Source organism: Eubacterium sp. An3 (assembly GCF_002159465.1).
In the GTDB taxonomy this organism is placed as follows: Bacteria; Bacillota; Clostridia; order Lachnospirales; family Lachnospiraceae; genus Anaerobutyricum; species Anaerobutyricum stercoris.
Genome location: NZ_NFIR01000018.1, coordinates 29,125 through 51,972, shown reverse-complemented (window position 1 = coordinate 51,972; position 22,848 = coordinate 29,125). Strand labels below are relative to the sequence as shown.

The 22,848-nt window shown below is 55.2% G+C and carries 18 protein-coding genes; 1 reads left to right on the top strand and 17 read right to left on the bottom strand.

Translation table 11 applies throughout. The annotated features are described in order from the left end of the window. Positions 1 to 54: 54 nt before the first annotated feature. Positions 55 to 1,587 carry an ABC-F family ATP-binding cassette domain-containing protein gene (locus tag B5F87_RS13795; RefSeq protein ID WP_087282057.1) on the bottom strand — a complete coding sequence of 511 codons (1,533 nt, stop codon included), beginning with the start codon at positions 1,585 to 1,587 and terminating at the stop codon, positions 55 to 57. 549 nt (positions 1,588 to 2,136) lie between these two features. Here B5F87_RS13795 and B5F87_RS13790 point away from each other — a divergent pair. Next, on the top strand, positions 2,137 to 2,418 hold the full coding sequence (locus tag B5F87_RS13790) for a helix-turn-helix domain-containing protein (protein WP_343215771.1): 282 nt from the start codon (positions 2,137 to 2,139) through the stop codon (positions 2,416 to 2,418). A gap of 64 nt (positions 2,419 to 2,482) precedes the next feature. Here B5F87_RS13790 and B5F87_RS13785 read toward each other — a convergent pair whose 3' ends face one another. The 16 genes from B5F87_RS13785 to B5F87_RS13705 all read right to left on the bottom strand — a co-directional run bounded on the left by B5F87_RS13785 (position 2,483) and on the right by B5F87_RS13705 (position 22,838). Continuing rightward, entirely contained in the window at positions 2,483 to 2,683 is a 201-nt protein-coding gene (locus tag B5F87_RS13785) for a transposon-transfer assisting family protein (RefSeq protein WP_087281995.1), read from the bottom strand. 2 nt (positions 2,684 to 2,685) lie between these two features. Continuing rightward, entirely contained in the window at positions 2,686 to 3,630 is a 945-nt protein-coding gene (locus B5F87_RS13780; RefSeq protein ID WP_087281993.1) for a hypothetical protein, read from the bottom strand. Positions 3,631 to 3,634: 4 nt separating this feature from the next. After that, on the bottom strand, positions 3,635 to 10,147 hold the full coding sequence (locus B5F87_RS13770; protein ID WP_242964479.1) for a YodL domain-containing protein: 6,513 nt from the start codon (positions 10,145 to 10,147) through the stop codon (positions 3,635 to 3,637). A 133-nt stretch (positions 10,148 to 10,280) separates the two neighbouring features. Next, positions 10,281 to 12,365, bottom strand: a complete 2,085-nt coding sequence (locus tag B5F87_RS13765) for a DNA topoisomerase 3 (protein ID WP_087281991.1) — start codon at positions 12,363 to 12,365, stop codon at positions 10,281 to 10,283. A gap of 3 nt (positions 12,366 to 12,368) precedes the next feature. After that, positions 12,369 to 13,109: a DUF4366 domain-containing protein gene (locus B5F87_RS13760; protein ID WP_087281989.1), complete on the bottom strand. Its 741-nt coding sequence runs from the start codon at positions 13,107 to 13,109 to the stop codon at positions 12,369 to 12,371. Then, entirely contained in the window at positions 13,099 to 13,350 is a 252-nt protein-coding gene (locus B5F87_RS13755; protein ID WP_002573999.1) for a DUF4315 family protein, read from the bottom strand. The genes B5F87_RS13760 and B5F87_RS13755 overlap by 11 nt, the downstream gene beginning before the upstream one ends. Before the next feature lie 21 nt (positions 13,351 to 13,371). Further along, positions 13,372 to 15,330 (bottom strand): C40 family peptidase, encoded by a 1,959-nt coding sequence (locus B5F87_RS13750; protein ID WP_087281987.1) that lies wholly within the window; start codon positions 15,328 to 15,330, stop codon positions 13,372 to 13,374. A 21-nt stretch (positions 15,331 to 15,351) separates the two neighbouring features. Then, entirely contained in the window at positions 15,352 to 17,751 is a 2,400-nt protein-coding gene (locus B5F87_RS13745; protein ID WP_204246078.1) for a PrgI family protein, read from the bottom strand. Continuing rightward, on the bottom strand, positions 17,660 to 18,097 hold the full coding sequence (locus tag B5F87_RS13740) for a PrgI family protein (protein ID WP_076939157.1): 438 nt from the start codon (positions 18,095 to 18,097) through the stop codon (positions 17,660 to 17,662). The genes B5F87_RS13745 and B5F87_RS13740 overlap by 92 nt, the downstream gene beginning before the upstream one ends. 5 nt (positions 18,098 to 18,102) lie before the next feature. Then, complete coding sequence (locus tag B5F87_RS13735) at positions 18,103 to 18,678, bottom strand: MT-A70 family methyltransferase (RefSeq protein WP_082245249.1); 576 nt, start codon at positions 18,676 to 18,678, stop codon at positions 18,103 to 18,105. Positions 18,679 to 18,699: 21 nt separating this feature from the next. After that, positions 18,700 to 19,563, bottom strand: coding sequence for a CD0415/CD1112 family protein (locus tag B5F87_RS13730; RefSeq protein ID WP_002574003.1), 864 nt, complete (start codon positions 19,561 to 19,563; stop codon positions 18,700 to 18,702). Positions 19,564 to 19,671: 108 nt separating this feature from the next. Beyond that, positions 19,672 to 19,887, bottom strand: coding sequence for a Maff2 family protein (locus tag B5F87_RS13725; RefSeq protein ID WP_087281983.1), 216 nt, complete (start codon positions 19,885 to 19,887; stop codon positions 19,672 to 19,674). A gap of 93 nt (positions 19,888 to 19,980) precedes the next feature. Further along, a complete protein-coding gene (locus tag B5F87_RS13720; RefSeq protein ID WP_087281981.1) occupies positions 19,981 to 20,208 on the bottom strand; it encodes an antitoxin in 228 nt (75 codons plus the stop codon). 27 nt (positions 20,209 to 20,235) lie between these two features. After that, positions 20,236 to 22,047, bottom strand: a complete 1,812-nt coding sequence (locus tag B5F87_RS13715) for a type IV secretory system conjugative DNA transfer family protein (RefSeq protein ID WP_087281979.1) — start codon at positions 22,045 to 22,047, stop codon at positions 20,236 to 20,238. Next, positions 22,044 to 22,520, bottom strand: a complete 477-nt coding sequence (locus B5F87_RS13710; protein ID WP_069988615.1) for a PcfB family protein — start codon at positions 22,518 to 22,520, stop codon at positions 22,044 to 22,046. The genes B5F87_RS13715 and B5F87_RS13710 overlap by 4 nt, the downstream gene beginning before the upstream one ends. Positions 22,521 to 22,625: 105 nt before the next feature. Beyond that, on the bottom strand, positions 22,626 to 22,838 hold the full coding sequence (locus B5F87_RS13705) for a DUF5348 domain-containing protein (RefSeq protein WP_087281977.1): 213 nt from the start codon (positions 22,836 to 22,838) through the stop codon (positions 22,626 to 22,628). Between the last annotated feature and the right edge of the window lie 10 nt (positions 22,839 to 22,848).

Below are 22,848 nucleotides of genomic sequence, written 5' to 3'. Positions count from 1 at the left end.
TTTTTTCTTTCCCCATTGAGCGGGGCAGGAAGTTTTATAGTGATTCACTATAATCTATTTTTTCTCAATGTTAATAACTCGTTGTGTCCAATCCCGGTAAAAGGCTTCCTCATGCGATACGAGCAATACCGTTCCCGCAAAAGTTGAAAGGGCTGTTTTCAAAGCCTCTTTTGCCTGTATGTCTAAATGGTTTGTAGGTTCATCCATAATTAAAAAATTGCAGGGAGTCAGAGTAAGCAGACACATTTTCACCTTTGCTTGTTCGCCGCCGCTTAATATTCCTATGGGCTGCATAGCGTGTTTACTGGAAATTCCACAACGCGCTAAATGTTTGCGTACATCTTTTGTCACCATATCAGGATAAGCATTGGAAACAATTTGAATAGGTGTCAATTTGGGTTCCTGCCATTCTAAATCCTGTTCAAAATATCCGATAGTAACCTGATCAGAAAATTTGAAATGGCCCTGCATAGATGGAATTTCCCCAATCAGGGTTTTTAACAGCGTCGATTTTCCAATCCCATTAAATCCAGTAATAACAACTTTCTGGCCACCTTTAATGCTAAATTCAATATTTGATAAGACGGGGTAATGGTAGCCAACCGCCAGATGTTGCACTAACAAGTGTTCCGTGTTGGTTAAAGGGAGTACAGGAAAATGAAAGTAAGGAATAATTTCCTTTTGGTCTAAGGCTTCCATTTTATCCATCCGGTCAAGCTGCTTTTGCCGTCCTCTCGCCATTTTTGCTTTTCTACCTGCGATATTCTTTCTTATAAACTCCTCTGTCTTTTTAATTTCCTTTTGCTGAGCCGCATACTGCCTGACATAATCTTCCCGCAGCAAGGTTTTTTTGCGCAAAAATTCAGAATATGTGCCATAGTATTTCGTGATTGTATCGTTATCTATATCACAAATGCGGTTTGCTATCTTATCCAGAAAGTTAAAATCATGGGAAACTACTAAAAAGGCATTTTCCAAAGCAGATAAGTATTCTGCCAGCCATATTACATGGTCTTTGTCAAGGAAATTAGTAGGTTCATCCAGCAACAGAACATCCGGTTTTTCCAGCAGCAACTTTGCTAAAATTACTTTGGCTCGTTGTCCACCACTCATTTCTGCTATCGAACGGTCAAGGCCAATAGCCAGAAGTCCTAACCCATTGGCGACGCGCTCAATAGCTGTATCTATTGAGTAAAAATCGTGGGCTTCAAGCTGCTCCTGATAATGGGCGGCCAGTTCAAGGCTCCTCATATCGCCGTCAGCAGCTTTTTCATATAGCTGCATTGCCTGTGCTTCCATCTCAAATAATTTTGAGAAAGCAGATTTAAGAAATTCTTTCATCGTTAGGGTATGGTCGATTTCCGCATATTGATCTAAATAACCAATCGTAGTATTTGGCTGCCAGACAATGTGCCCGCTGTCTGGTATGATCTGTTCCGTACATATCTTGATTAAGGTGCTTTTTCCGGTTCCATTTTGGCCGACAATACCAATATGTTCTCCTTTATTGAGTGTAAAGCCTGCATTTTTGTATAGCACATTCTCACCAAAAGAATGTGTCAGTCCGTCAATTTCTAATAAGCTCATTTTTATCAACCCTTTCATACATATTCTCTGATACAAAAGAAAAAGGCAGAAAGCAAAGATACACAATTGTATCTGCCTTCTGCCTCTGGCATAGTAGCGCCAAAAACAAAAGGCTATGGACAAAACATTGTCCATAGCCCCGTACACATTATAACTGCATGGAAAGCCACTTCCTCAAAATGGGTATAAAATCCCCTTTATGGCTTCCCGATGAAATCTAAATGCGTCATTTATACGCTATACTCTGCACAATGTTTCATCGGTATGGATTGTACAGAGTTGATTTTCTTTTTACGCTGATCGGTTAAATGAAAATTCATATTCATGCCTTTATCTCCTTTTGAGAGGGACAACCTCTGTTTTTAATAATACTATGGAGAATGTGGTTTGTCAATCTTTGTACTTTATATGCTGGGTCAGAACAGCATAAATATAATCTCCTGTCTACGCATTTAGGGGGCAAAAAGCCCACGGAAATCAAGGCTTTTCGGCGGTGGTCGGTGGGGTGGCAGAATGATTTATCAAATACCCGTCGGAACGGGCTTTGAAATGCGTAGGAAAATCTTTCCGCCGCTGGTTTTCCTGCCGGTTCTGTGGTATGCTGGAATAAGACAAAAAACAACAGGAGTTGACACGATGGCCGAACAGGAAACATTGCTGGACACCGCTACCATCAAGGCCGCCGTCGCCGGTGAGAAGTGGGCCAAAGAAAAGGTGATCGAACACTACACCCCCATGATCGACGAGCTGGCCGTTGACGAAGATATGAAGCAGCACCTTATTTTGAAGCTGCTGGAAGAATTGCCAAACTTCCCGATGGGGCAGGCATAAGAAAAAAGAGCGCCGAACGCAGAGGCCATGTAGCCCCTGCGCCCGGCGCTTTGCTATGCTTGGATTACTCGTCCGTGAAATGGAACTGCCGTGCCTCAAAGTCGGCGTCGTGCATGGCGTCCAGCTTGTCGGCGGTCTGGCGGGCCAGCGCCGCCATGTCCTCGTCCATGTCCGGCAGGGCGGCCCGGATGTTGGCCGCCGTCCTGCGCCGGTCGCTCTTGTGATATATACAGATCAGATTTTCTTCTTCCACGGTAAACTGCATTGTCATACCTCCAATTCGTTTTTCTTGGTTCTGACCGGAGCCTTTTTCGGGGCTTGGGCCTGTTTGGTTTCGGATAGCTGCCTGCGGATGGAAGCGCGGGGCCTCCGCACTTCCTTGTCCCGGTTCTCGTCCTTGCCGATCACCGCATACAGGCCGTGCCGGTCTTTCATGCCGGTAAAGCACAGGGATTTATAGGGCAGCATGGAAAACAGCCGGTCGGTGTCCTTGCTGGACGCGATCTGCACGAAATACGGGGACAGCTCCACCATGAAATGCGTCTTGTTGGGGCTGTTGGGGGTGGACAGATCTTTCAGCCCGGCCACGATCCGCTGCGCCTCGGCCAAAATCATGCCGTCATGCAGCGCCTTGACGTGGGCCTTGAAGTCGCCGGGCGCAAGCTGCGCCCGGCCTTTCTGTTCCTGCCGCAACAGTTCCCGCAGGTGTTCCGGCTCATTGGGCTTGGCCTCATACCGCAGGAACGCCCCCAGCTTGGGATCGGGCCGTCCGTCGAAGTACAGACCGGCGGGCTGCTCCCGGTTGCCCTTTTCATAGTGCAGGATGATGGTATCGGCCTGTACCGCCTCGGCTGCGACGTGCCGGAAGTGCTGGGGATAGTCCAGCTCATAGAGATTGCCGCGAATGACGCCCCGCACCTTGCCGGTCAGCTCCACGGCGTAGGCCAGCACCCGGTCACGGGTCTGCTCTCCGTAAAACTTCCATGTGTTGTGCTGCCGGGTGCCTTGCAGGTACACATCACTTTCCCGGAAACAGTGTGTCCCGGACGGGCGGGACATCCACAAAAGCGTCTTGTCCTCGGCCTTGTCGCTGACAGCGGCCCGCCCGATGATCTCCTTGTCGATCTCAAAATCACTTTGGTAAAAGGCAGTGTTCTGCCGCATGAGCTGTTCCAGCGCGGCCAGAACATCCACATTCTCAAACCTGTTCATGGCGTCACACCTCCAATTCCTGTGTTTTTTCCCGCTGCGGCGATTTCTTCTGCTGTTCCTCCTTGGCGGCTTTGAGCTGCGCCCGGATGGACGGCTTTTTCTGTTTCTGCGCCGGGCGCTGGGGCTGCTTGGGCTTTTGGGCCTCCGCCTTGGCTGCCTCGGCCACGTCAAACAAGGAAATCTGTTCCCCGGCTTTGGCCTTGGCTTCCAGCTCACTCATGGTCGGGGCATTGTTCAGAACGCCGTCAATCATGTTGTAGTTCTGCTCGGTTGTCATTTCAGCGGCCTTGATGGGGCTTTCCTGCTGGGCGGGGATGGCAAAGGCGTCTGTACCGTTGCCCATGATAAGATACTTGCCGTCCTCGGATTGGTGGTGGAAACCATAGCCTGCGGCCTCCAACTGCTCCCGGCTCATATCCGTTACAAGGAAGCTGCCCCGTGGGGTCTGGATGCTCTCGCCGGTGAGCAATTCCCGTGGCGTAAGCTGTTTTTTCCGCTGCAAGAAGAACTCCGGCACCGGCGTAAAGCCGAAGCTGTCACAGTAATGGGCTTCCTCCTTGCCGCTGCGGGTCAGCACCACAACGTCGGAAACGGAAAGGCTGTGGCCGGTGAAGTCAGCGGGACGGTCAAGATTGAATGTACGGTAGATGTCCTCCAGCGTGGTTTTGCCGTCCAGCGGTGCCGTGTAAACCAGATCGTAATTCTGCCGGTCAACGGCCAGCCCTGCCGCCTGCAAACGCTCGTAAGCCTCAAAGCGATAATCCCGCGTTTCCGGCCTGCCTTTGAGCTGGTAGATGGCAAAGGTATCGCCCTGCTCCTGTGCCGGGGGATCGACGGTGAAATACGGGTTTTCCCATTGAGTGAAAGGCATATCCGGCATGGCCTTGTAGCTGCCGTTCTCCATCACATAGGGCCGCACCCGGTCAAAGCCGATTTCCTTTGCCACACGGGAGAGGCTTTCCAGTACCACGGGATCACTCCGCAGCCGTTCCATGCGGGTAAAGTCCTCCACAAGATAATTTTGGCCTGTCCGCACATGGAGAATATCGGCGGCGCTCATGCCATCCTTGCTTTCCATGCCCAACGTCAGATGGGCGTAGGGTCGGCCATCGGTGTTCAAATCCTTGGCCTCGCTGTTATAGGGCTGGCTCCGCAGCTCGTCGAACCGGGTCTTGGCTTCCTCAAAGGTAGCGAAGTGTTCAATCGGGGTTTGCTGTTCGGCATTGGTGGCCCATGTTTTCAGATCGGGAATGATGTAAAAGCCCCATTCCCGGCCAGCCTCCGGCGCGGCGGCGCTGCGCTCGGTCAGTGTCTTTTCGGCACGTTCCCGCACATCGTCCCGCAGCGGCACCGTATAGAGGGTGGACGCAGAGGAAAAGCCCACGTTATTGAAAACGTAGTCTACATCGGCCTCTTTCAAGGCTCCTGCCGGATAGTAGTCAGCCCGTGTTGGGGTGTCGCTCACCTTGCCGCTGGCAATGTCATGGTTCAACCCGGTTTCCAGATGGGTACAGATTTTGCCGTCCACGGCCAGCGTCACATAGTACCAGCCAATATAGCCGCCGGTCTTTTCGTCGGCTCCCTCGTTGAACTCCACATTGAGCAGCGTGTAGGGCTTCAAGCCCTTTCGGGCCGCGATCTCGTTGTCCTTGGCTTCCCGCTGCAACAGCGCGGGCAGGGCCGCTTCCTTGGTGGCCTTGACGATCTCCGGGTTGTACTGTACCAAAGTACGGTTGACACATTCCGTCTGCACCTTAACCGTTTTGGCTTTCGGCGTCAGGTGGTTGCCGATAAACAGGGACGCGCCGTTGTCGAAACGGATCGTCATATCGCTGGTGCCGCGCCATTTGCCGGTACAGGGGGACGTGTGGATTTCGCCGGTCTTACAGCCAAACGCCTGCGCGATCACATCAATCTTGGCCTGCAAGGGCAGGTCTTTGTAGCGGCCAGCGATTTCCAGCGCCTTTTCCTGCAACTCCGTCAGGGTTTCGGCAGGGGCCGCCTGCGGCTCGGCGTCGGAAATAACTTCCTGCGCCGGGGCGGTTTCCGTCTCCTGCACGGGTTCTTGTTCCGGCTCTGGTGCCGGTTCCTGTTCCGGGGTGGGTTCCTGTGTCGGCTGCTCCTGTTCCTTGGCATACAGCTCCTTGACGGCTTCCTGCGTCAGCTCCCCGGTATTGAGCTGATCCATCAGCTCCCGGCACCGTTCCGGCGTCCCGACATAGAGAACATCCCCGATCTTGGCCCTGCCGTTATCCTGCGGGATATAGGCTTGCAGCATATACAGGTTTTCCCGGCTGTCGCTGCGGGGATTGGCGTGTACCCGGTAGAAGTAGTCCGGCTCGGCCTGTTTCTGTGCCGCCTGCGCCCGCTGCTCCCGGCTGCTGTTGCGTTGCAGCTCCGTGGGCTTGATGCCGGAAAGAGGCTGAATACAAGCGATCCTGTCCGACGCATAGTAGGCATTGTCGTTCAAAAGCCGCTGCCATGCGCCCACACTCGGCGCCCAGCGGAAACCGTGTTCTTTCAACTGCTGGCGGGCGTCCGCTTCCGGCTTGCCGTCAAAGAACACCTGCAAGCGGCCCTGATCCCGGTTGGCCTCCACATGGCCGCCGTCAAATTCCCAGCCCACATAGGCCACTTCATTTGCGCGGGTCAGGCTTTCGATCCGCTGGCGGACACGGCGGATTTCCGCATTGTTGTTGGACAGCTCCCAGCTCTGAAACGGCTTCTTTTCATAGTGCCAGCCGGACGCCATATCCGCTTTCAGATTTTCGAGGCTTTCAGGAGAGAGGTGCGGGCAGCCGTCCAGCGTACCGTGTTTGCGGTAATAGGCATTGACCGCTTTCATGGTTTCCTGCGCCTTTTCCAGACCGGCCAGCTTCTTTTGCAGCTTGGGAATGGCCTGCGGGTCGTCCTGCCGGATGCCGCCCATGCCGGTGCTGCGGATTTTATCAAGCAGCCCTTGGATGTACTGCCATTCCTGCATATTGCTGTCGCGGGCCGCGTTCTGTTTCTCTTTCTTGCGTACCGGGAAATTGGAACCACCGGCAATCAAAATGGACGGCACACGGGCGTCAATCTCATAGCCGTGGTTCATATTGGCAGCCAGCTTCCGGGCATAGGTGTCAAGCAGGCTGTCGATCTTCTCATGGTACATGGGATCGACGCGCTTTTTCTGTTCCTGTGCCAGCGCAAAGGCTTCATCCACATAATGCCGGTACTCGGCTGTGGCGCTGCCGGGCTTGTAGTCGGAAAAGCTGTTCATTTCCTTGGCACGGCGGGCCGCGCCCTCATTGATGGAATAGTAGTAGTCGGATGCCGCAGGCTCTTTCGCCGGTTGTTCCGGGGCTTCCTGCTGGGGCGGCTCTTGGGCTTCCTGCGGCTGGGCCGGGGCCTCATAGCCAGCCGCCGCATATTCCTCCACGGTCATACCGGCGTCAGCGGCCTCCTGTGCAATTTCGGCCTCTACCTGCGCTTTGTAGTCCTGCAAGCTCTGGTCGAAGTCGGTCAGTTTCGGCGGCTCTGGCAACTGATACTGGCCCTGATTGAGAAGCGGACGGCACTCTTTCACATAGTCCAGAACCGCTTGGAAATAGGCGGTCTGTTCCGGCGTCAGGGTTTCCCCGGATTGCAGAGGACGACGGGCCTCATGCTCCATAGCGGCCAAATTACAGTGCAGCGACATATACGGAACAAACTCATGCAGTAGCATATCCCGCTGGGCCTTGTCCGCCTCCCATGCTTCCGGCCCATCATGTTTCAGAACATGGTTTTTCCAGCTCTCGTCCTGTGCGTAGTATTCGTGATAACCACGGATATGCTCGATCAGAGAACCGTCGCCGTCGCCAAAGTCCTGCCGTCCCTCGTAGTTATCCGGCTGGCCCTGAAAGGTGAAATCAATGCGGAACTTGGTCTTGTCGTACCAGCTTCCCTTATAGTCGGGCTGTTCCCGTTCATAGCGTTTGGCGCTGTCCAGCTCTTTGAAAATAGCTTCGGCCTCATGCAGCGGCATTTGCTGACCGTCTTTCAGGTGGGAGCTTTCACTCCATATAATTGTGACAACCGGCTCCGCTGCCGGATCAAGGGCGGTTTGCTGTTCCGCCTTGGCAACGGCAATCTCACTTTCGATCTGGCTTCTCACAAAATCATCCATGTGGCCGTGCTGCATTTCATAGCCCTGTTCGCACAGACGGTTGATAAGCTCGATCACCTTGTCCGTGTCGCCCACGGCCTCGGCGTACTCCACGATCAACCGGCGTTCCTCGTTGCCCATGCGCTGTCCGTCACGCTCGGCCCAATCAATCAGGGCGTTGGCCCGTTCCGTAGGAGTGGCCTCCGGCATAATGGGCTTGTTGTTCAAAAGGCCGTCAATCCCATTCCACGGCTGCGGCTCCGGCTGTACGGAAATAGCATTGGCCTGTTCTGCGGCCTCCTGAAAATCTTCCAGTGCGTCGCCGGTAATGGTTTCCGTCACATGGCCCTGCGGTGCTATCCCGGAAAGAATTTCGTCGCGGGCCTCCGACAAAGAATACTCCGTATTGTCCAACTGTCCGCCGTCGATCTCTTTGTAGTCAGGGCCGTACATGGTATAGTCAAAGCCGTTTTCGCTGGTCTGGATAAAGAGAATATTGCCGCTTTCCAGACGGTAGGCAGCTTCTTGGGCCTCGGCCCGTTGCAGCGTCCCGTCGCCGGAAAGGACAAAGCCCTGTGTCTGAATGGCGTCCAACGTGCCTTGCGTCACTTCGCCGGTGGATTTCACATCGGCGTCAATCAGGGTTTGCAGCATGGCTTTCACACTGTCGGTCATTTCCTGCTGCTGTTCCGGGGGCAGCTTGGAAAATACACTGTCGGGGGCAGGCTGCTCGGCGGCCTGTTCCACAGTCGGCTCCACAGTTTGCTCCACGGTCTGCTGCGCCTGCCGCTGTTGCTGAAGCTCTAACAGGTGGGCTTCCATTTCATTGATAAGATTGTTCGCGGTGGATCGGATGGTTTCAAGGGATGCCTGCAATTCCTCCAAATCCTTGCCGGAACTCCAATTTGCAATGTACCCGAAAGAATAGTCCGACGTGTCCAGCCCGAAATACTGGCACACCGTATAGGCCACGCTCTCGGCCTGTACCTCACGGGTGGCTCTGTCCGGCATCTGATCCTCCGGGAGATTGCTGTTTTTCTCATACAGGCGGGCATGGGCAACTTCATGGATGCTTGTCTTTAAGGTCTGCAATTCGCTCATGCCCTCATTGACTGCAATCCTCTGTTCCAGATAGAAGCAGCGGCCCTTGGCACCATCTAAAATAGGCTCAATGGAAATGGGATAAGGGGACGCCTGTATTAAGGCGGCCTGCAAATCCTGAAAATGCTCCACGTCACCATCCAGCACATCCACATGGGTTGTGGGCAGCTCTTTTCCCTCGGTCTGGCTTACGTCATAAACCGATACCGCACGATAGTCCGGCACAGTGATTGTCTGTTCCTCCATCACAGTTTTGCCGTCTTTGTCTTTGATGGGTTCGCCGGTATCAGGGTCTATTTTGGGAACACGCTTTTTGACTTTGTAGTAGGCGGGGGCTAAAATTTTCAGCCCGATTTCTCCTTGTTTTCGGGTGCGCTCAAATTCCGATTTCCATTTTCCCAGACCTGCTACCAAAGAGGCGTCCGGCTTCTGCATGAAAATCAACATGGTATTTCGGAAGCTGTAACTGTGGAACTTGGACATAGAGGCAAGATAAGATTTGTAGTTGTCGCTGCTCATAATGCCCCGTACACCAGCTTCCAGCCGGTCGGTGATCTCTTTCATGTATTCATCTTTGGACTTGTCCTTGGTAATGATGGGAGCTGCCTCCGGCAGTACAGCGGCGGGAGCCGGTTGCTCCGTGCGAAAGGCGTCACGGTCAGCCTCCGGCGCTGGATAGGCCATTACCCGGTATTCCTCCGGCACCGGCTGTCCCTCATGGACGCGCTGCCATTCGTCACCGCTTTTCACCAGATAGCCGTAATCGGTAAAAACGCCATGCTCGGTATTGGCAATGTGCAGTCCAAAGCGGGGCAGGAATATTCCCGCTTTCCATTCCTCCGGCATATCCACCATGCCGGAACGGTTCAGGTAATAGTCCCCTAACTGGCCCGTGCCGGTGACATCCGGCAAATGCACATAGAAGTCCACGTTGTCGGGGTAGTCGATAATCTGCCCGATGCTGTGAAAATCGCTCTGCGGATTTGTCAGGGCGGCGTTCAGCTCCGCAAGCTCGGCGGCGTCCAGCTTTTCCAGTCTTGCGGCAAGGAAGTTCAGTTCGTCAACGTCGGCGGACAGTACCAGATCGCGGGGCAGCTTGATAGGACGCTCCTGCGGGCTTCGGTAGTCGTATAAGAAAAAGTCCTGCGGATTGTCGGCGCTGATGCCGATTTCCCGCAGGGCTTCTTGCAGCTTTTCGGTTGTGGTCGGCAAAGAAAACCAAAGGCCCTCGTTGCCTTGCTCATAACGCTGTCGGTTATGAAGCAGGATAGAAAATACTTCGCTCATGGGTTCACTCCTTTCATATTCATAGGGGTTTGGGGCTTTCCCCAACAAGCAAAATCCCCGGCCCGGCAGGGTGGCCGGGTCAGGGATTTATCGGAAGTGTGGCTACACTTCCTATGCTTGCTACGTTACTCCGTCAGCTCTTTTTCTCCACGCGGTAGTTGACGTATTTTCCGCCAGTATCGGCCAAAAGCACCGTCCCGTCGTAGGTTTTGCCGGTTTTCATGGAGCGCAGGCCCTTTACCTTTGCCTTTCCGTCTTTGAGCAGCGCGGCGGCGATATTCGGGGTGAATGTCTTGCCCCGTTCCTCAAAAAATCGGTCATTCTTCCACATGACAAACTGGCAGGCCCGGTTTCCGCAGTAATAGTTTTTCTTGCCCTCGTAGACGGCTTCACCGCAGCGGGGACACTTGCCGATAACCACACGCTCGGTCTGAAACAACTTCTGCGCGTCCTCGCTGATCTGCGAATATCGGGAAATCAGGCTCCGGGTCATTTCCTCAATGCCCGCCATGAAGCCCTCCGGGTCAGCCTCGCCCTTGGCAATGGCCGTCAGCTTAGTTTCCCATTCAGCCGTAAGCTGGGGAGAAGTCAGCACATCCGGCAGGACGCACACAAGGTTGTGGCCGTCCTTGGTGGGAAGTAGCTGCTTGCCTTTGCGTTCCACAAAGCCCATCTGCACCAGCTTTTCCAGAATGGAAGCGCGGGTTGCCGGGGTTCCCAAACCTTGGCGCTCGGCGTCCTCCGGCATATCCTCGGCCCCGGCCCGTTCCATAGCGGACAGCAGCGTATCTTCGGTGTAAGGCTTGGGCGGTGTGGTGAAATGCTCGGTGATACTGGCCTCCACCGGGTCAAAGGTCTGGCCCTCGGTGATCTCCGGCAGCTCCCGTGCCAGCTCCGGCGCGTCCTCGTCGGCGTCGGTCTTGAACGACGCCTTGAAGCGGCGCTCAATCTCTTTCCAGCCGGGGGTGAGAATGGTTTTGCCCTTGGCGGTGAACTCGTTTCCGGCGCAGGTGAATGTGGCGGTGACGGCCTCATACACATGGGGCGCAGCCACGGCACACAGCAGCTTGCAGCACACAAGGGACAGCAGTTTCTTTTCGCCCTCGGTCAGCCCGTCAAAGCCTTTCTGCACAAACTCCATCGTGGGGATAATGGCGTGGTGGTCGGACACCTTTTTGCTGTTCAGTACCCGGCCAAACTGCGGGGCAATGTCCAGCCCAGCCGCAAAGGAAAGCAGCGGCCACAGGCCGGACACGATGCTTTCCGCCGTAGGCTGCATATCATCGGTAAGATACTGGCTGTCGGTGCGGGGATAAGTCAGCAGCTTCTTTTCATAGAGCTGTTGGGCATAGTCAAGGGTCTGCTTGGCGGTGAATCCAAACAGGCGGTTGGCCTCTCGCTGCAAGGTGGTGAGATCGTAAAGACGGGGCGGCTGCTCCGTCTTTTTCTCACGCTTCACCGATACACAAACGGCCTGCGCTCCTGCACAGGCCGTCTTGGTGGCGTCGGCGTCGTCGGGGTTCATAAAGCGGTCGCTGGCCGCCTCCATGCCGCCCGCCGCGATATGGACAACGTGGTATTTCTCTTTCTTGAAATTGCTGATTTTGGCCTCCCGGTCAACCAGCATATTGAGGGTAGGCGTCTGGACACGGCCCACGGTCAGGGTCTTGTGGTAGAGGATGGAGAAAAGCCGGGTGGCGTTGATCCCCACCAGCCAATCGGCCTGCGCCCGGCACAGTGCCGATTGATACAGGTCGTCGTAGTCGGCCCCCGGTTTCAGGTGGGCAAAGCCCTCGCGGATCGCGGCGTCCTCCATGCTGGAAATCCAAAGGCGCTTGAACGGCTTTTTGCAGCCCGCCATCTGGTAGACGAAACGGAAAATCAATTCACCCTCGCGCCCGGCGTCAGTGGCGCACACAAGCCCCGTCACGTCGGGGCGCTCCATCAGAGAGCGCAGCACGGAAAACTGGCCTTTCTTCTCGGCAGGGATGATGTACTGCCACTCCTGCGGCAAAATCGGCAGGTCGTCATAGCGCCACTTCTTGAAACGCTCGTCATAGGCTCCGGCGTCGGCAAGGGAAACAAGGTGGCCGATACACCAGCTCACCAGATAGCCGTTTCCCTCCATGTAGCCGTCCCGTTTCTGATCTGCACCGATCACGCCCGCAATGCTGCGGGCGACGCTCGGTTTCTCTGCAATTACCAACTGAACACTCATTCCTTATTCCTCCTTATCCTGCGCGGGTTCCTCGTCCTCCGGGGTCGGTTCGTCCTCGTCGTCCTCGTCCTCGCCAAAATCGTATTCGTCCAGCTCGTCGCCGCCCTTGGTGTCGGCCTTGGGCTTCTTAAACTTGAAGAAGTAAAGGGCTGCGCCGCCGCCGATCAGGGCCACCACAAGGAACACCACAAGGCCGCCCATGCCGGTGCTTTTCGCTTCTTCCTCCTGCGGCGGCTCGGTTTCCTCCGGCTCCTGCGGCTCCGGTTCCGGGCCGGTACACTCGGTCATATTGGTTTTACATACCGGGCAATTCGTGTTGACGGCTCCCGCCGCGCACTTGGTCGTACAGGTACAGGTTTCTGGGGCGGCTTTGCCGTCCTCCAACAGTGCTTGCAGGTCGGCGTCGTCCACTTGGTTGAGGAAGTGAACGGCGGTTTCCTTGTCCTCGTTGGCGCGGTCGATCAAGATATAAAAGTAGTTGCCCGCCTTGGTGGTAACGGTGATAAGCTGCTTATCCCCGTAGAAATCATCCACCAGCGTTGCATTGCCCTTTGGGGTGACGGGTACGCCCTCCGGCTCCATGCCGCCGGTGGTGGGTTCTTCCTCCTGCGGTGCCTCGGTGGTTTCCGGCAAAGGCTCCGGGTCGGGGTCAGTGCCACCGGCAAACGCGGTGGTGGAAAAGGCCGTCAGGCAAAGCACGGCGGCCAGCGTCACGGTAAACGTGCGAATGATCTTATTCTTCATCGGCATTGTCCTCCTGTTCAAAATCCGGCTGCGGGGCCGGGGCGGTCTGCAAAGCGCCGCCCCGCAGGAACGCCGCAAATTCCTCCGGCTTCATGTTCAGGCCGCGCACAAGCTGGATAATCTGCAAATTCTCCTGTTCGGTCTTTGCCGCTTCCAGCTCCCGAAGCTGCTTTTGCAGCTCCGCGATCTTGGCCTTGGTTTTCTCAATGTCTTTTTCGATACGGTCAAGTTTGTTTGCCATAGTCAAAACTCCTTTCTGGCGTCAAGGCAGACGCCCGTAACAATAGAAATGCTGCTGCCAATAACTCGAATTGAGGTTGGTGTAAGAAATAGGGTCGCCACAGTGCAACATCACGGAATTGCCCACATAAATGCCGACGTGGGAAACGCCGGGGGTGTCGTAGGTGCCGACAAAAAATACAAGGTCGCCGGGCTTGGCCTGCTCCGGGGAAACAGGGGTACAGATATTGCAAAGGCCCTGTGCGCCCAGCCGTCCCACATCCCATCCGCTGTGATTGATTACCCAGCTCACAAAACCGCTGCAATCAAAGCTGGTGCTGGGAGAGCTGCCGCCCCACACATAGGGATAGCCCACATACTTTTCCGCCTCGGCCATCATTGCGGCAAAGGTGGCGTCCTCCAAAGCCTCCGGGGGAATGTCGTAATAGGTCGGCTCCTTGACGGTGGAAGCGTTGGGATAGGTGCCGTTTGGAAACAGGTCAGGCCGGTTGCCCAGCGTGTGCATATACACCGCATACAGGCTCATTTGTTCCTCGCCCATGATATAGACAGGCAGGTGGGACAGGTCGAAGTTTTCCAGCTTCACGTTGCAGATATAGTAGGTATAGGGAACTTCCACGGTGTAGGGGTTGCCCTCGCTGTCCGTCCGGGTTTCGGTGCGGTATCGGGTTTCGGTTTCAATGGTCTGTGTCAGGGTGTATTGCTTCTCAAAGAGCATGGCAAGGTCGCCTTGCACGTCGCCCAGCGTATAGACGCCATCATGCAGCGCCGACAGGATGGAAGTCAGCACATAGGGGTCATGGCCGATCTCGTCCAGATCGAAGCGGTATTCGTCATAGCCGGGGTGCAGGCTTTCGTAGTTGTCAAGCTCATACTGCAAATCGGCCTCCATGTCCGCATAGGCGGCTTCCGCCCCCAGCATATCGCTGTCCTCGGACAGATAGGACGTGGCCGCCACGCCGGTTCCGGCGCTGCCGAACATGGCCGTACAGGATTGCAGGCCGCCCATAATCAGCATGAGCATCAGGCCCACGCCGCCGATCAGCAGCACACCTTTCCAGTGCCGGGCCACAAAGGACGCGGCCTGTTTGCTTTTCTCGGCGGCTTTCTTGGCGGCTGCGGCGGTGGTTTTGGTGGCGCTGGCTGCGCCCTGTGCCGTCTGGCCCGCCGCTCGTGCTGCCTTGGCATAGTCCCGTTTGATTTTCTGTTTCTGCCAGAACCGGGCCACCGGATTTTTCACCGCCTGCGCCATTTCCGGGTTATCCCGCAAGGATTTCTGGTAGATGTACTCCGCATTGGCGGCAATGGCCTTTTTCTCGGCCTTGGCTGCGGCCCGGTAGGGTTTGAGCTTATGACGCCGGATGCCGCTGCGGATGGCTTTTCCTGCTTGGCGCTCGGCAAGTTCTTCTCCCTTATGGCCGCCCTCGACGCCCACATTCTCATGCTCAACCTCGTGGATTTTTCCATGCAGATACAGGCCCGCTTCCTCCATCGGACGGCTGGCCGGGTTGGGTTTGAGCTTGGGGGCCGGTTTCTCCACCTTGTCAAAGTGCAGCTTGGTTTTGGCCTTGCCCTTGGCCTCGTCATAGACGGTTTCCTTGGTGACGACGCGCTTTTTCGGCAGGGCTTCTTTGGCTGTGTCCAGCTTATCCGCCCGCTTTTCCGCCTTGTGGATGTACTTGGAAAGGGCGGGATCGGCCCGTTCCTCGGCGGTGAATTGCAGGCGGGACGCCGGGCCGGTGGCCTGTGCCGCCGTATTCGCGCCATCCTTGGCGGCCCGCTTCGCCTTGCTGCGCTCCCGGATGTCCCCGGCACGTTCCAGCACCTTTTCAGTGGTGCCGCCCGGCTCGGCTGCGGAATAGTCCTGTTCGGCCTCCCGGCTGGAAATGTTGATGCTCTCGCCGGTGGTCTGGTTATCCAGCGTCAGGCCGTCGCGGGTCATGTGCTGCGTCACCTTGTCACGGGGTTTCAACTGCTTCATAGGGCGTCACCTCCTTGTCTGTCATACCGTTTCGCCCTCGCCTAACCGGGTCGTCATAATCTTATAGAGCTGGCTGCGCTGCGGGATGGGGTTGCGGAACGGCAGGATCACATTTTCGTAAATCAAAAGCCCCTCGCCGGGTTCGGAATTGTCCACATACCGTAATTGCTGCGGGGAAATGTTCAATCGCTCCGCAAGGATGCGCCGGTCGCCGGACGCCTGATTGAGCAGGCAAATGAAGTCACTGTTTTCCAGAATGTTTTCGATCTCTGGGGAAGAAAGCAGGTCTTTGACGTTCTGTGTGGCACCTGTCGGAATACCGCCCCATTTTCTGAACCGCTTCCAAATCTCGCAGGAAAAAGCCGCCGTCTGTTCCTCTCGCAAGAGCAAATGGAACTCGTCGCAGAAGTACCACGTCGCCTTGCCTTGGCTGCGGTTTTGGGTCACACGGCCCCAAATCTGGTCTTGGACAATGAGCATCCCCAGCTTTTTAAGCTGCTTGCCCAGCTCCTTGATGTCGAAAGCCACAATGCGGTTCTCGATGTTGACATTGGTGCGGTGGTTAAAGACGTTCAGGCTGCCGTTTACATACAGGTCAAGGGCCTGCGCTACACGGTCAGCCTCCGGGATATGCTGGTCTAACAGGGCTTGGTGCAGGTCAGACAGGATGGGCATATTCTCCGGGCGGGGGTCTGCCAGATAGGGCCGGTAGATCACCTGCACGGCACGGTCAATGACTGTCTTTTCGATGGCTTCCAGCCCGTTCTTGCCGCCCATGACAAGCTCACAGAACGACAGCACAAAGTCGGATTTCAGCGCCAGCGGGTTTTCGTCCTCGCTGTAATTCAGGTTGATGTCCAGCGGGTTCACATAGGATTTGCTGGTAGGCGACAGCTTCACCACTTGGCCGTGGAGCCGCTTCACAAGGGGATAATATTCCGCCTCTGGATCGCAGATATATACATCGTCCGGGGTACAAAGGAACACGCTGACGATCTCGGATTTACAGCTCATGGATTTGCCGGAACCGGGAGTACCCAGCTTCAAGCCGTTGGGACACCGCGCCCGTTTTCTGTCCAGCATAATCATGTTGCCGGTCTTGGCATTGACGCCGTAATACATGGCGTCGCCGCCCATGAAAAGCTCCTGTGTCACGAAAGGCACGAACACGGCCACGCTGGAAGTCGTCAAGGAACGCTCGATCTTGATGTGGTTGGCCCCCAGCGGCAGGCTGCTCATAAGGCCCTGTTCCTGCTGGTAGTCCAGACGGACAAGGGAACAGTTGTATTTCTGCGCCACGCCTGCGGCCCAAAATACATCGTTCTCCAACTTCTGCCGGGTATCAGCGGTGTTCATCACCAGAAAGGTGATCTGAAACATTCGTTCATTCCGGCTTTGCAGGGTTTTCAAAAGCTCCTTGGCGTCCTGTCCGTAGGTGGCAAGGTCGCTGGGCAGGATGTCCATGTCATAGCCGCTGCGGACAGCCCGTTTCTGTTCCTGTATCTTCATGGCGTCAAGGTCGGTGATCTTGCGCTTCACCGTCTTAATGGCCTCGCTCTGGTCGATGGCCTGCACATGGAGATTGACGACAATGCCATTTTCCGTGTTGAGGAAGTCGGCCAGCATTTCGTCCGACAGCTCCGGGGACAGGATGTTTAAGAAGCTCACGGCCCCATACTTGCCGCCCAGCCCGAACATCCGGGAATTGCCGAAGCGGAACGAGGACGGGGCAATAAAATCTTTGGTGGAGAGGCCGGACGGGGCCAGCCATTTCCATTCAAACTGAAACGGCTCGGCGTCGGGGTGGAGTACCCCATGCAGCACTTCCAGACGTTCTTTGGCGTCCAGCACATGAGCTACGGCCCCCATCGTCTTGAAATAGCCCAGCAGGTCGGTTTCAATGCGGGTCAGACGGGCGCGGGCCATTTTCAGGTTGTCGGCCTCGATGGTGAATGTCAGGAACTTGCGCTTGGTGAGGCCGTTGTTGCCCCGAACAAGCTGGTCTTGCAGGATGCCGGAATACTCCGCCCGGATGTCGTCGAAGTCGTCCCCCTGCGCCTTGATCTCAAAGCTCTTGGCGTACTGCTTGGGGTCGGTCTTGCGGTTGACAAAGGAAAGCTGGACGTGGATAGAGGCGTCCAGATAGTTGTAGAGATCGCACAGGTTTTCAAAAATGGCCGTCTTGGTGTCGGCCTGTGCAAGCTGATAGCTGATGTCGGCAAACTCGATGCACTTGCTGAACGTGTTGGCCGTCACCTTACAAATCCCGTCCGGGTACATGGCCTGATACGGGATGCTGGCCTGTGCGGAATGGGCTTTGCCGTCGCCCTTATACTTGCGGATGATGGCCTGTATTTCCCGCTTTTCGGCGCGGGTGAGCTTTACAGGCGGCTCGTTTCTTTGCTTTTCGGACAATCGCATTTACCTCCTTTTCCATTTGATGCTGCCGCATGAGGGCAGTATAGGCGTTGTCGGTTTGATAGGGCCTTTCCTTGGGCTGGATAAAGCAGCACTGGACGATCTGCCATACCACCACTTCAAGGGGCTGGCCGTGGCGCTCATACAGGGCCAGCAGGAAGCCCGGCAGCATGGCGAACACCATAATCAGGGCCGCCGCGCTGCCAGTCACCCGGCCCCGGAGCAAAAAATAAAGCGGGACGCCTACGAGAAGCGCACCGCCGAAGCAGATCAGTTGCCGTTTGGTAAGGCCAAACACAATCTTGGATTTTACACGGGTCAAGTCCTTCGGGACGGTCACATAAGCCATTCAAATCACCTCGTTTCTGATACATTTTCTTGTGGGGTCAGGGAAAGATCACTGTCCACCTCGTTTCCCCAAACATCCCAGCCGGGCGCTTTCTGTCTGGCAAACAGCTCCACGCGGGGCAGGTCGCCCGCCAGCTCAATGATTTTGTCACGGGTCACGTCCGGCTTTTTGCTGTGTTCCTCCACAGGGGAAATGATAAACTGATGGACACCGGCGCTGCGGCGCTTGGGCTTGCCTCGTTTGGCAAGCAGGCAGATTTCCGCATTGCCTCTCGTCCAGTAGCCCAGCCCATAAAACCATGTGGGGCTTTTCTTGTTGAGCTTCAACCAGACAAAGGCCACCGTCTTAAACGTAAAGCCCCATGCCCGGATCAGGCGTAGGGCTTCCGGGAGCTGCGGGAATGTGGCCCACAAAAACAGCAGACAGTCCTTTTCCGCCAGCGTTTCCACCGGCAAGGCGCACAGCTCGTCAATGCTCATGGTGGGATAGTGATGTTCCGCCGCACCTGTTTTCTTGCACTCATACCGCCACGGCGGATCGGCGTAAATGATGTGGTATCGTTTCTTTTGTACTTCCTCGATGGTTGGTAGTCCTCCTGTCTGTTAATGTGCAGTAAAGACGGCTTTCGATATGCTGCCGGTCTTGAACAGACAGAAGCAAAGCAGAACCGTGTAGCCCATACAGCCCCAAATGGCCCCGGATATATCCGCTGCCTGTCCGATTTGCTGGATCAGCACCGCATAGATGCCGACAACCACCATAATCAAAAAGGCTTGGAAGCCCAGCGCCAACAGGGATTTCAAGTAGTTCTGGCCGACGCCGCGCCACTCCGCATTGCCCAGCGTGGCAAGGGGGATCGGCCCCAGCGCGGTCACGGCATAAATCTCAATCATTCTTCCGTAGGTCACAAGGAAAATACAGATGGAAAGAATGTTCATCGTCAGCCCCACAACAAGGGTCTGGAACCACAGGCCGAGCAGCGGCCCGATGTCCATAGCTTCCAGTTGTGCTTCAAGGTCGGGAATGAGGGTGTCAAAGTCAATGCTGGTTTCCCCGATAATCACCCCGGCGCTCTGGTTGACGACGGCTTGGGTGGCGTCGAAAACGCCCATGACGATATTCCATGTGTTCGTCACAATGAGAATGGCAAAAGCACTTTTGAAAATCCAGCGGAAGAACATGGACGTGTCAAAGTCGTGCATATTGTTCTTTTCCACGATCATGTCTATCAGCTCATAGCACATGATAACGGCAAGGATCGCCGCTGCAATGGGGACGATCACCGTGTCCGACAGGGATTGCAGCATATTGAATATGCCGCTGTTCCACGCTTGCGGCGTCGTCCCTACATCCGAGGCGATTTCCCCGACTTTCGTATTGACCGTGCTGAACAGCCCGGACAGATTGCCCATGATGCCGTCGATTAAAATGCCCTTGATCCAATCCCCTATGAGTTCGCCTATCATGTGGGTTCACCTCCTTTGCCGCGCCCTCCCGCATGGAACCGGGAGAGCGCGGCGGGGTTTCAGGATTTAACAGTTATGGTTGGGTTGGTTGGCAGACAGCCGGGAAGATCAGCCCAGCAGACCAGACAGCAGGGGAACCAGAGTGACGCCGATCAGGGCAACACCACCGCCCGCGACGAGCTGCTTAACACCCTGCGACTTGCTGGCCGGATTATCCTGCCCGTAACCTTCCAGCAGGTTGATGCCGCCCCAAACACACAGCGCACCGCCGAGGCCCACAACGATAGTCTGCAAAGTAGTAACCGCACTATAGAAAAATTCCATAAATTTACCTCCATAATTTTAGATTGTGATATTGTTTTGATGGGAAAATTGCCGATCAGATACCGGCGTCACAATCCGCAGACGGCCCGGAGATTAACGGTCGTCCAGCCAATTCAGCACAGCACGCGAATACATTTCACTCCATGCTTCACACATCTGGCGGTCTATTTCCGACACCATCTGTTCCGCCTCCTGTTTTGTAGGCGGGGTGTCGTGTTCCGCGATCCATCGGCACATAACCGCAGCGGAAATGATAGCCCGGTAGATTTCTTTTTCTGCTCTGAAATAATCCGCAAATGTCAATTCATCCGAGTTTTCCATAACAGATAGCTCCTTTCAGGCCGCCGGTCATTCGTTCACGGCGGCCATATCTTCATCCGACAGGTCTATGTCGTAGAGGTCAAAGGTTTCCTCCTGCGAAACCACCCGCTGCCGTTTTCGGCGCAGGGCAGTCAAGTACCTGTCCACGTCAAAATAGTTTTTCTTGTCGGCGTCGGAAAGGTATTTATAGCGGGGATGACGGGTAATGTCGTATTTCTCACTGAAAAACGGCCTGACACCGCGCACCTGCAAAATACACTTGCCTCCGTCCATCGTTGCGATTTCGTCCTGTGACATCAACTCCTTTCCTAACTTCTGATAGTTCAATCCGTGAGAGGTCTGTGCGCCCCGGTTTTCGCTCTGGTTGTAGCTGTCGATGGTTTCTTTGCCCAGCACGTCAGAGATTTCCTTGGCGTTCTTGCCCCGCCCACTAAGGAAAAGCGTACAGTCGCAGTTATCGGAAATGATTTCCGCAGCATCCTTGTAGATGGCCTTTAACTGTGACTGGCTTTGCAAAATAATAGAAGCCGAGATTTCACGGCTTCGGATGGTGGCGATCAGTTTGTCAAAGTTGGGTATCTGGCCGATGTTCGCAAACTCGTCCAGTATCATGCGGACGTGAACCGGCAGCCGCCCGCCGTATTTATCATCGGCCCGGTCACAAAGCAGGTTGATAAGCTGGCTCTGTACCATTGCCAGAATGAAATTAAAGGTGGTGTCCGTGTCCGACATAATCAGGAAAAGCGCCGTTTTCTCGTCCCCGATGGTGTCAAGTTCCAGTTCGTCGTCCTCCATCAGCTCCCGGACTTCCCGAATGTCAAACGGGGCCATTCTCGCGCCCGCGCTGATAAGGATAGAGGAACGGGTCTTGCCCGCCGAAAGCAGGAATTTTTTATACTGGCGGACGGCAAAGTGGTCTGGATCGCGTTCCTCCAATCGCTCAAACATCAAATCCACCGGCGATTGAAATTCCGGGTCGTCCTCGCGGGCTTCGCTGGCATTTATCATTTCAAGCAGCGTCGTGAAGTTCATTTCTTCCTCCGGCGCTTCTTGCCAGATATAGCCGATCAGGGCCGTGTAGAACAGCCGTTCCGATTTCACCCAAAAATCTTCCGCGCTTTTTTCGCCCTCACCTTTAGTGTTGCAGATCAAGGTATTTACCAGCTTCAACACGTCTTTTTCCGAGTGCAGATACCGAAAGGGATTGTATTTCATGCTCTTGGAAAAATTGATGGTGTTCAGCACTTTCACGCGGTAGCCGCTGCGGATAAGAAGCTGGCCCACTTCACCGATCAGGCTGCCCTTGGGATCGGTTATCACAAATGAGGACGGATAGTCCTTGGACACACATTGCATCAGGTTTGGCTTCACGAAGAACCGGGTCTTGCCGGAGCCGGAACCGCCGATCACCAGAACATTTTTGTTTCTTGCAGTTTTGGGGTCTTTCGGCCTGTTGTTCATGGTGAGCCGTTCCGTCTGTGTCAGCAGAATGTTGTTGTCAAAATTGGGGTCGATATAGGGGGCTATATCCTTGGGGCCGCCCCATCGGGCGCTGCCGTACTCCACGCCTTTGCGGTATTTCTTGGCGTTCTTGCCTTTGCAGTACACCATGAGCCGAAGCACCGCAGCACCGGCGACGCCGATCAGCAGGTCAAAGAGGTGGAAGCTGGGGGCGGCATTTTCAAAGGCCGCCGCGCAGCCGTCCGCAAAGTGCAGGAGCTTTTGGGAAAGGTCGATGCCCTCCGCCAGCCGGTACGCCTGCCCCAGCTTGCCGAACAGATAGACAAACAACAGATAGGGCAGATTGGCGATTATCAGTTTTTTCATTTCCGGCTTCATCGTGACAGCCCCCTTTCTTTGAATTTTTCCTTGGCCCGGTCAGCGTTGCGGGCCGCTGCCTTTTCCTTGCTTGCGGCAATGTCCTTGCGGATCGAGGGCCGTTCCTCCCGCTGCAACTTCTTGGCTGTGAACTCCTTGAACGCCTGTTCCATGTTGTCGGCGTCCTTGGCCTTGAAAATCACGATGTAGTGCGGGGGCTGGGTAGTGGCGTCTTTCCGCAGCGTGAAGTCCACGCCGTATTTCTTGGCACAGGGCTTAAACAGTCCAATGTTAGCGTCGGTGATCTCGATATTGGACAGGGCCGCCCCGTGCTTTTTGAGCTGCTTTAGGCTCTGCTGGCCGTGGTGCAGCTTGGTCTTGCCCTTGTTTTGGGTTTCCAGAAACTTGCGGGCCGCCGCTTGCAGCACTTGGATTGTCAGCTTGGCCGATTTGATAGAAAAGGCTATTGTCTTTTGGGTTACTTCCTCCTGCAATCGCTATCCCTCCTTTCGCAGAAGTGCGGCGGCACGGTTAAGGTGGCACCGTCAGCCGCCGCAGGAAACAGAAAAGGGACAGCCGCTTGCGCCGGTTGTCCCCGATTAAATTCTCACCCGCAGGCCGGAAAGATCGTCGGCACGGATGCCAACCAGATACCAGTTGTCCCCGTACTCAATGCGGGTAGGCTTCCACCTGCCGCCCACCATCACGTCAAAGGTTTCCCCACAGTGCAGGCCGCCGTAGTAGTCCGCCAGATCAAAGCGAATGTCGTAACGGTCGCTGCGCTCGTCGAAAATCAATGCACCCTGTTTCATAGGGCCGTCC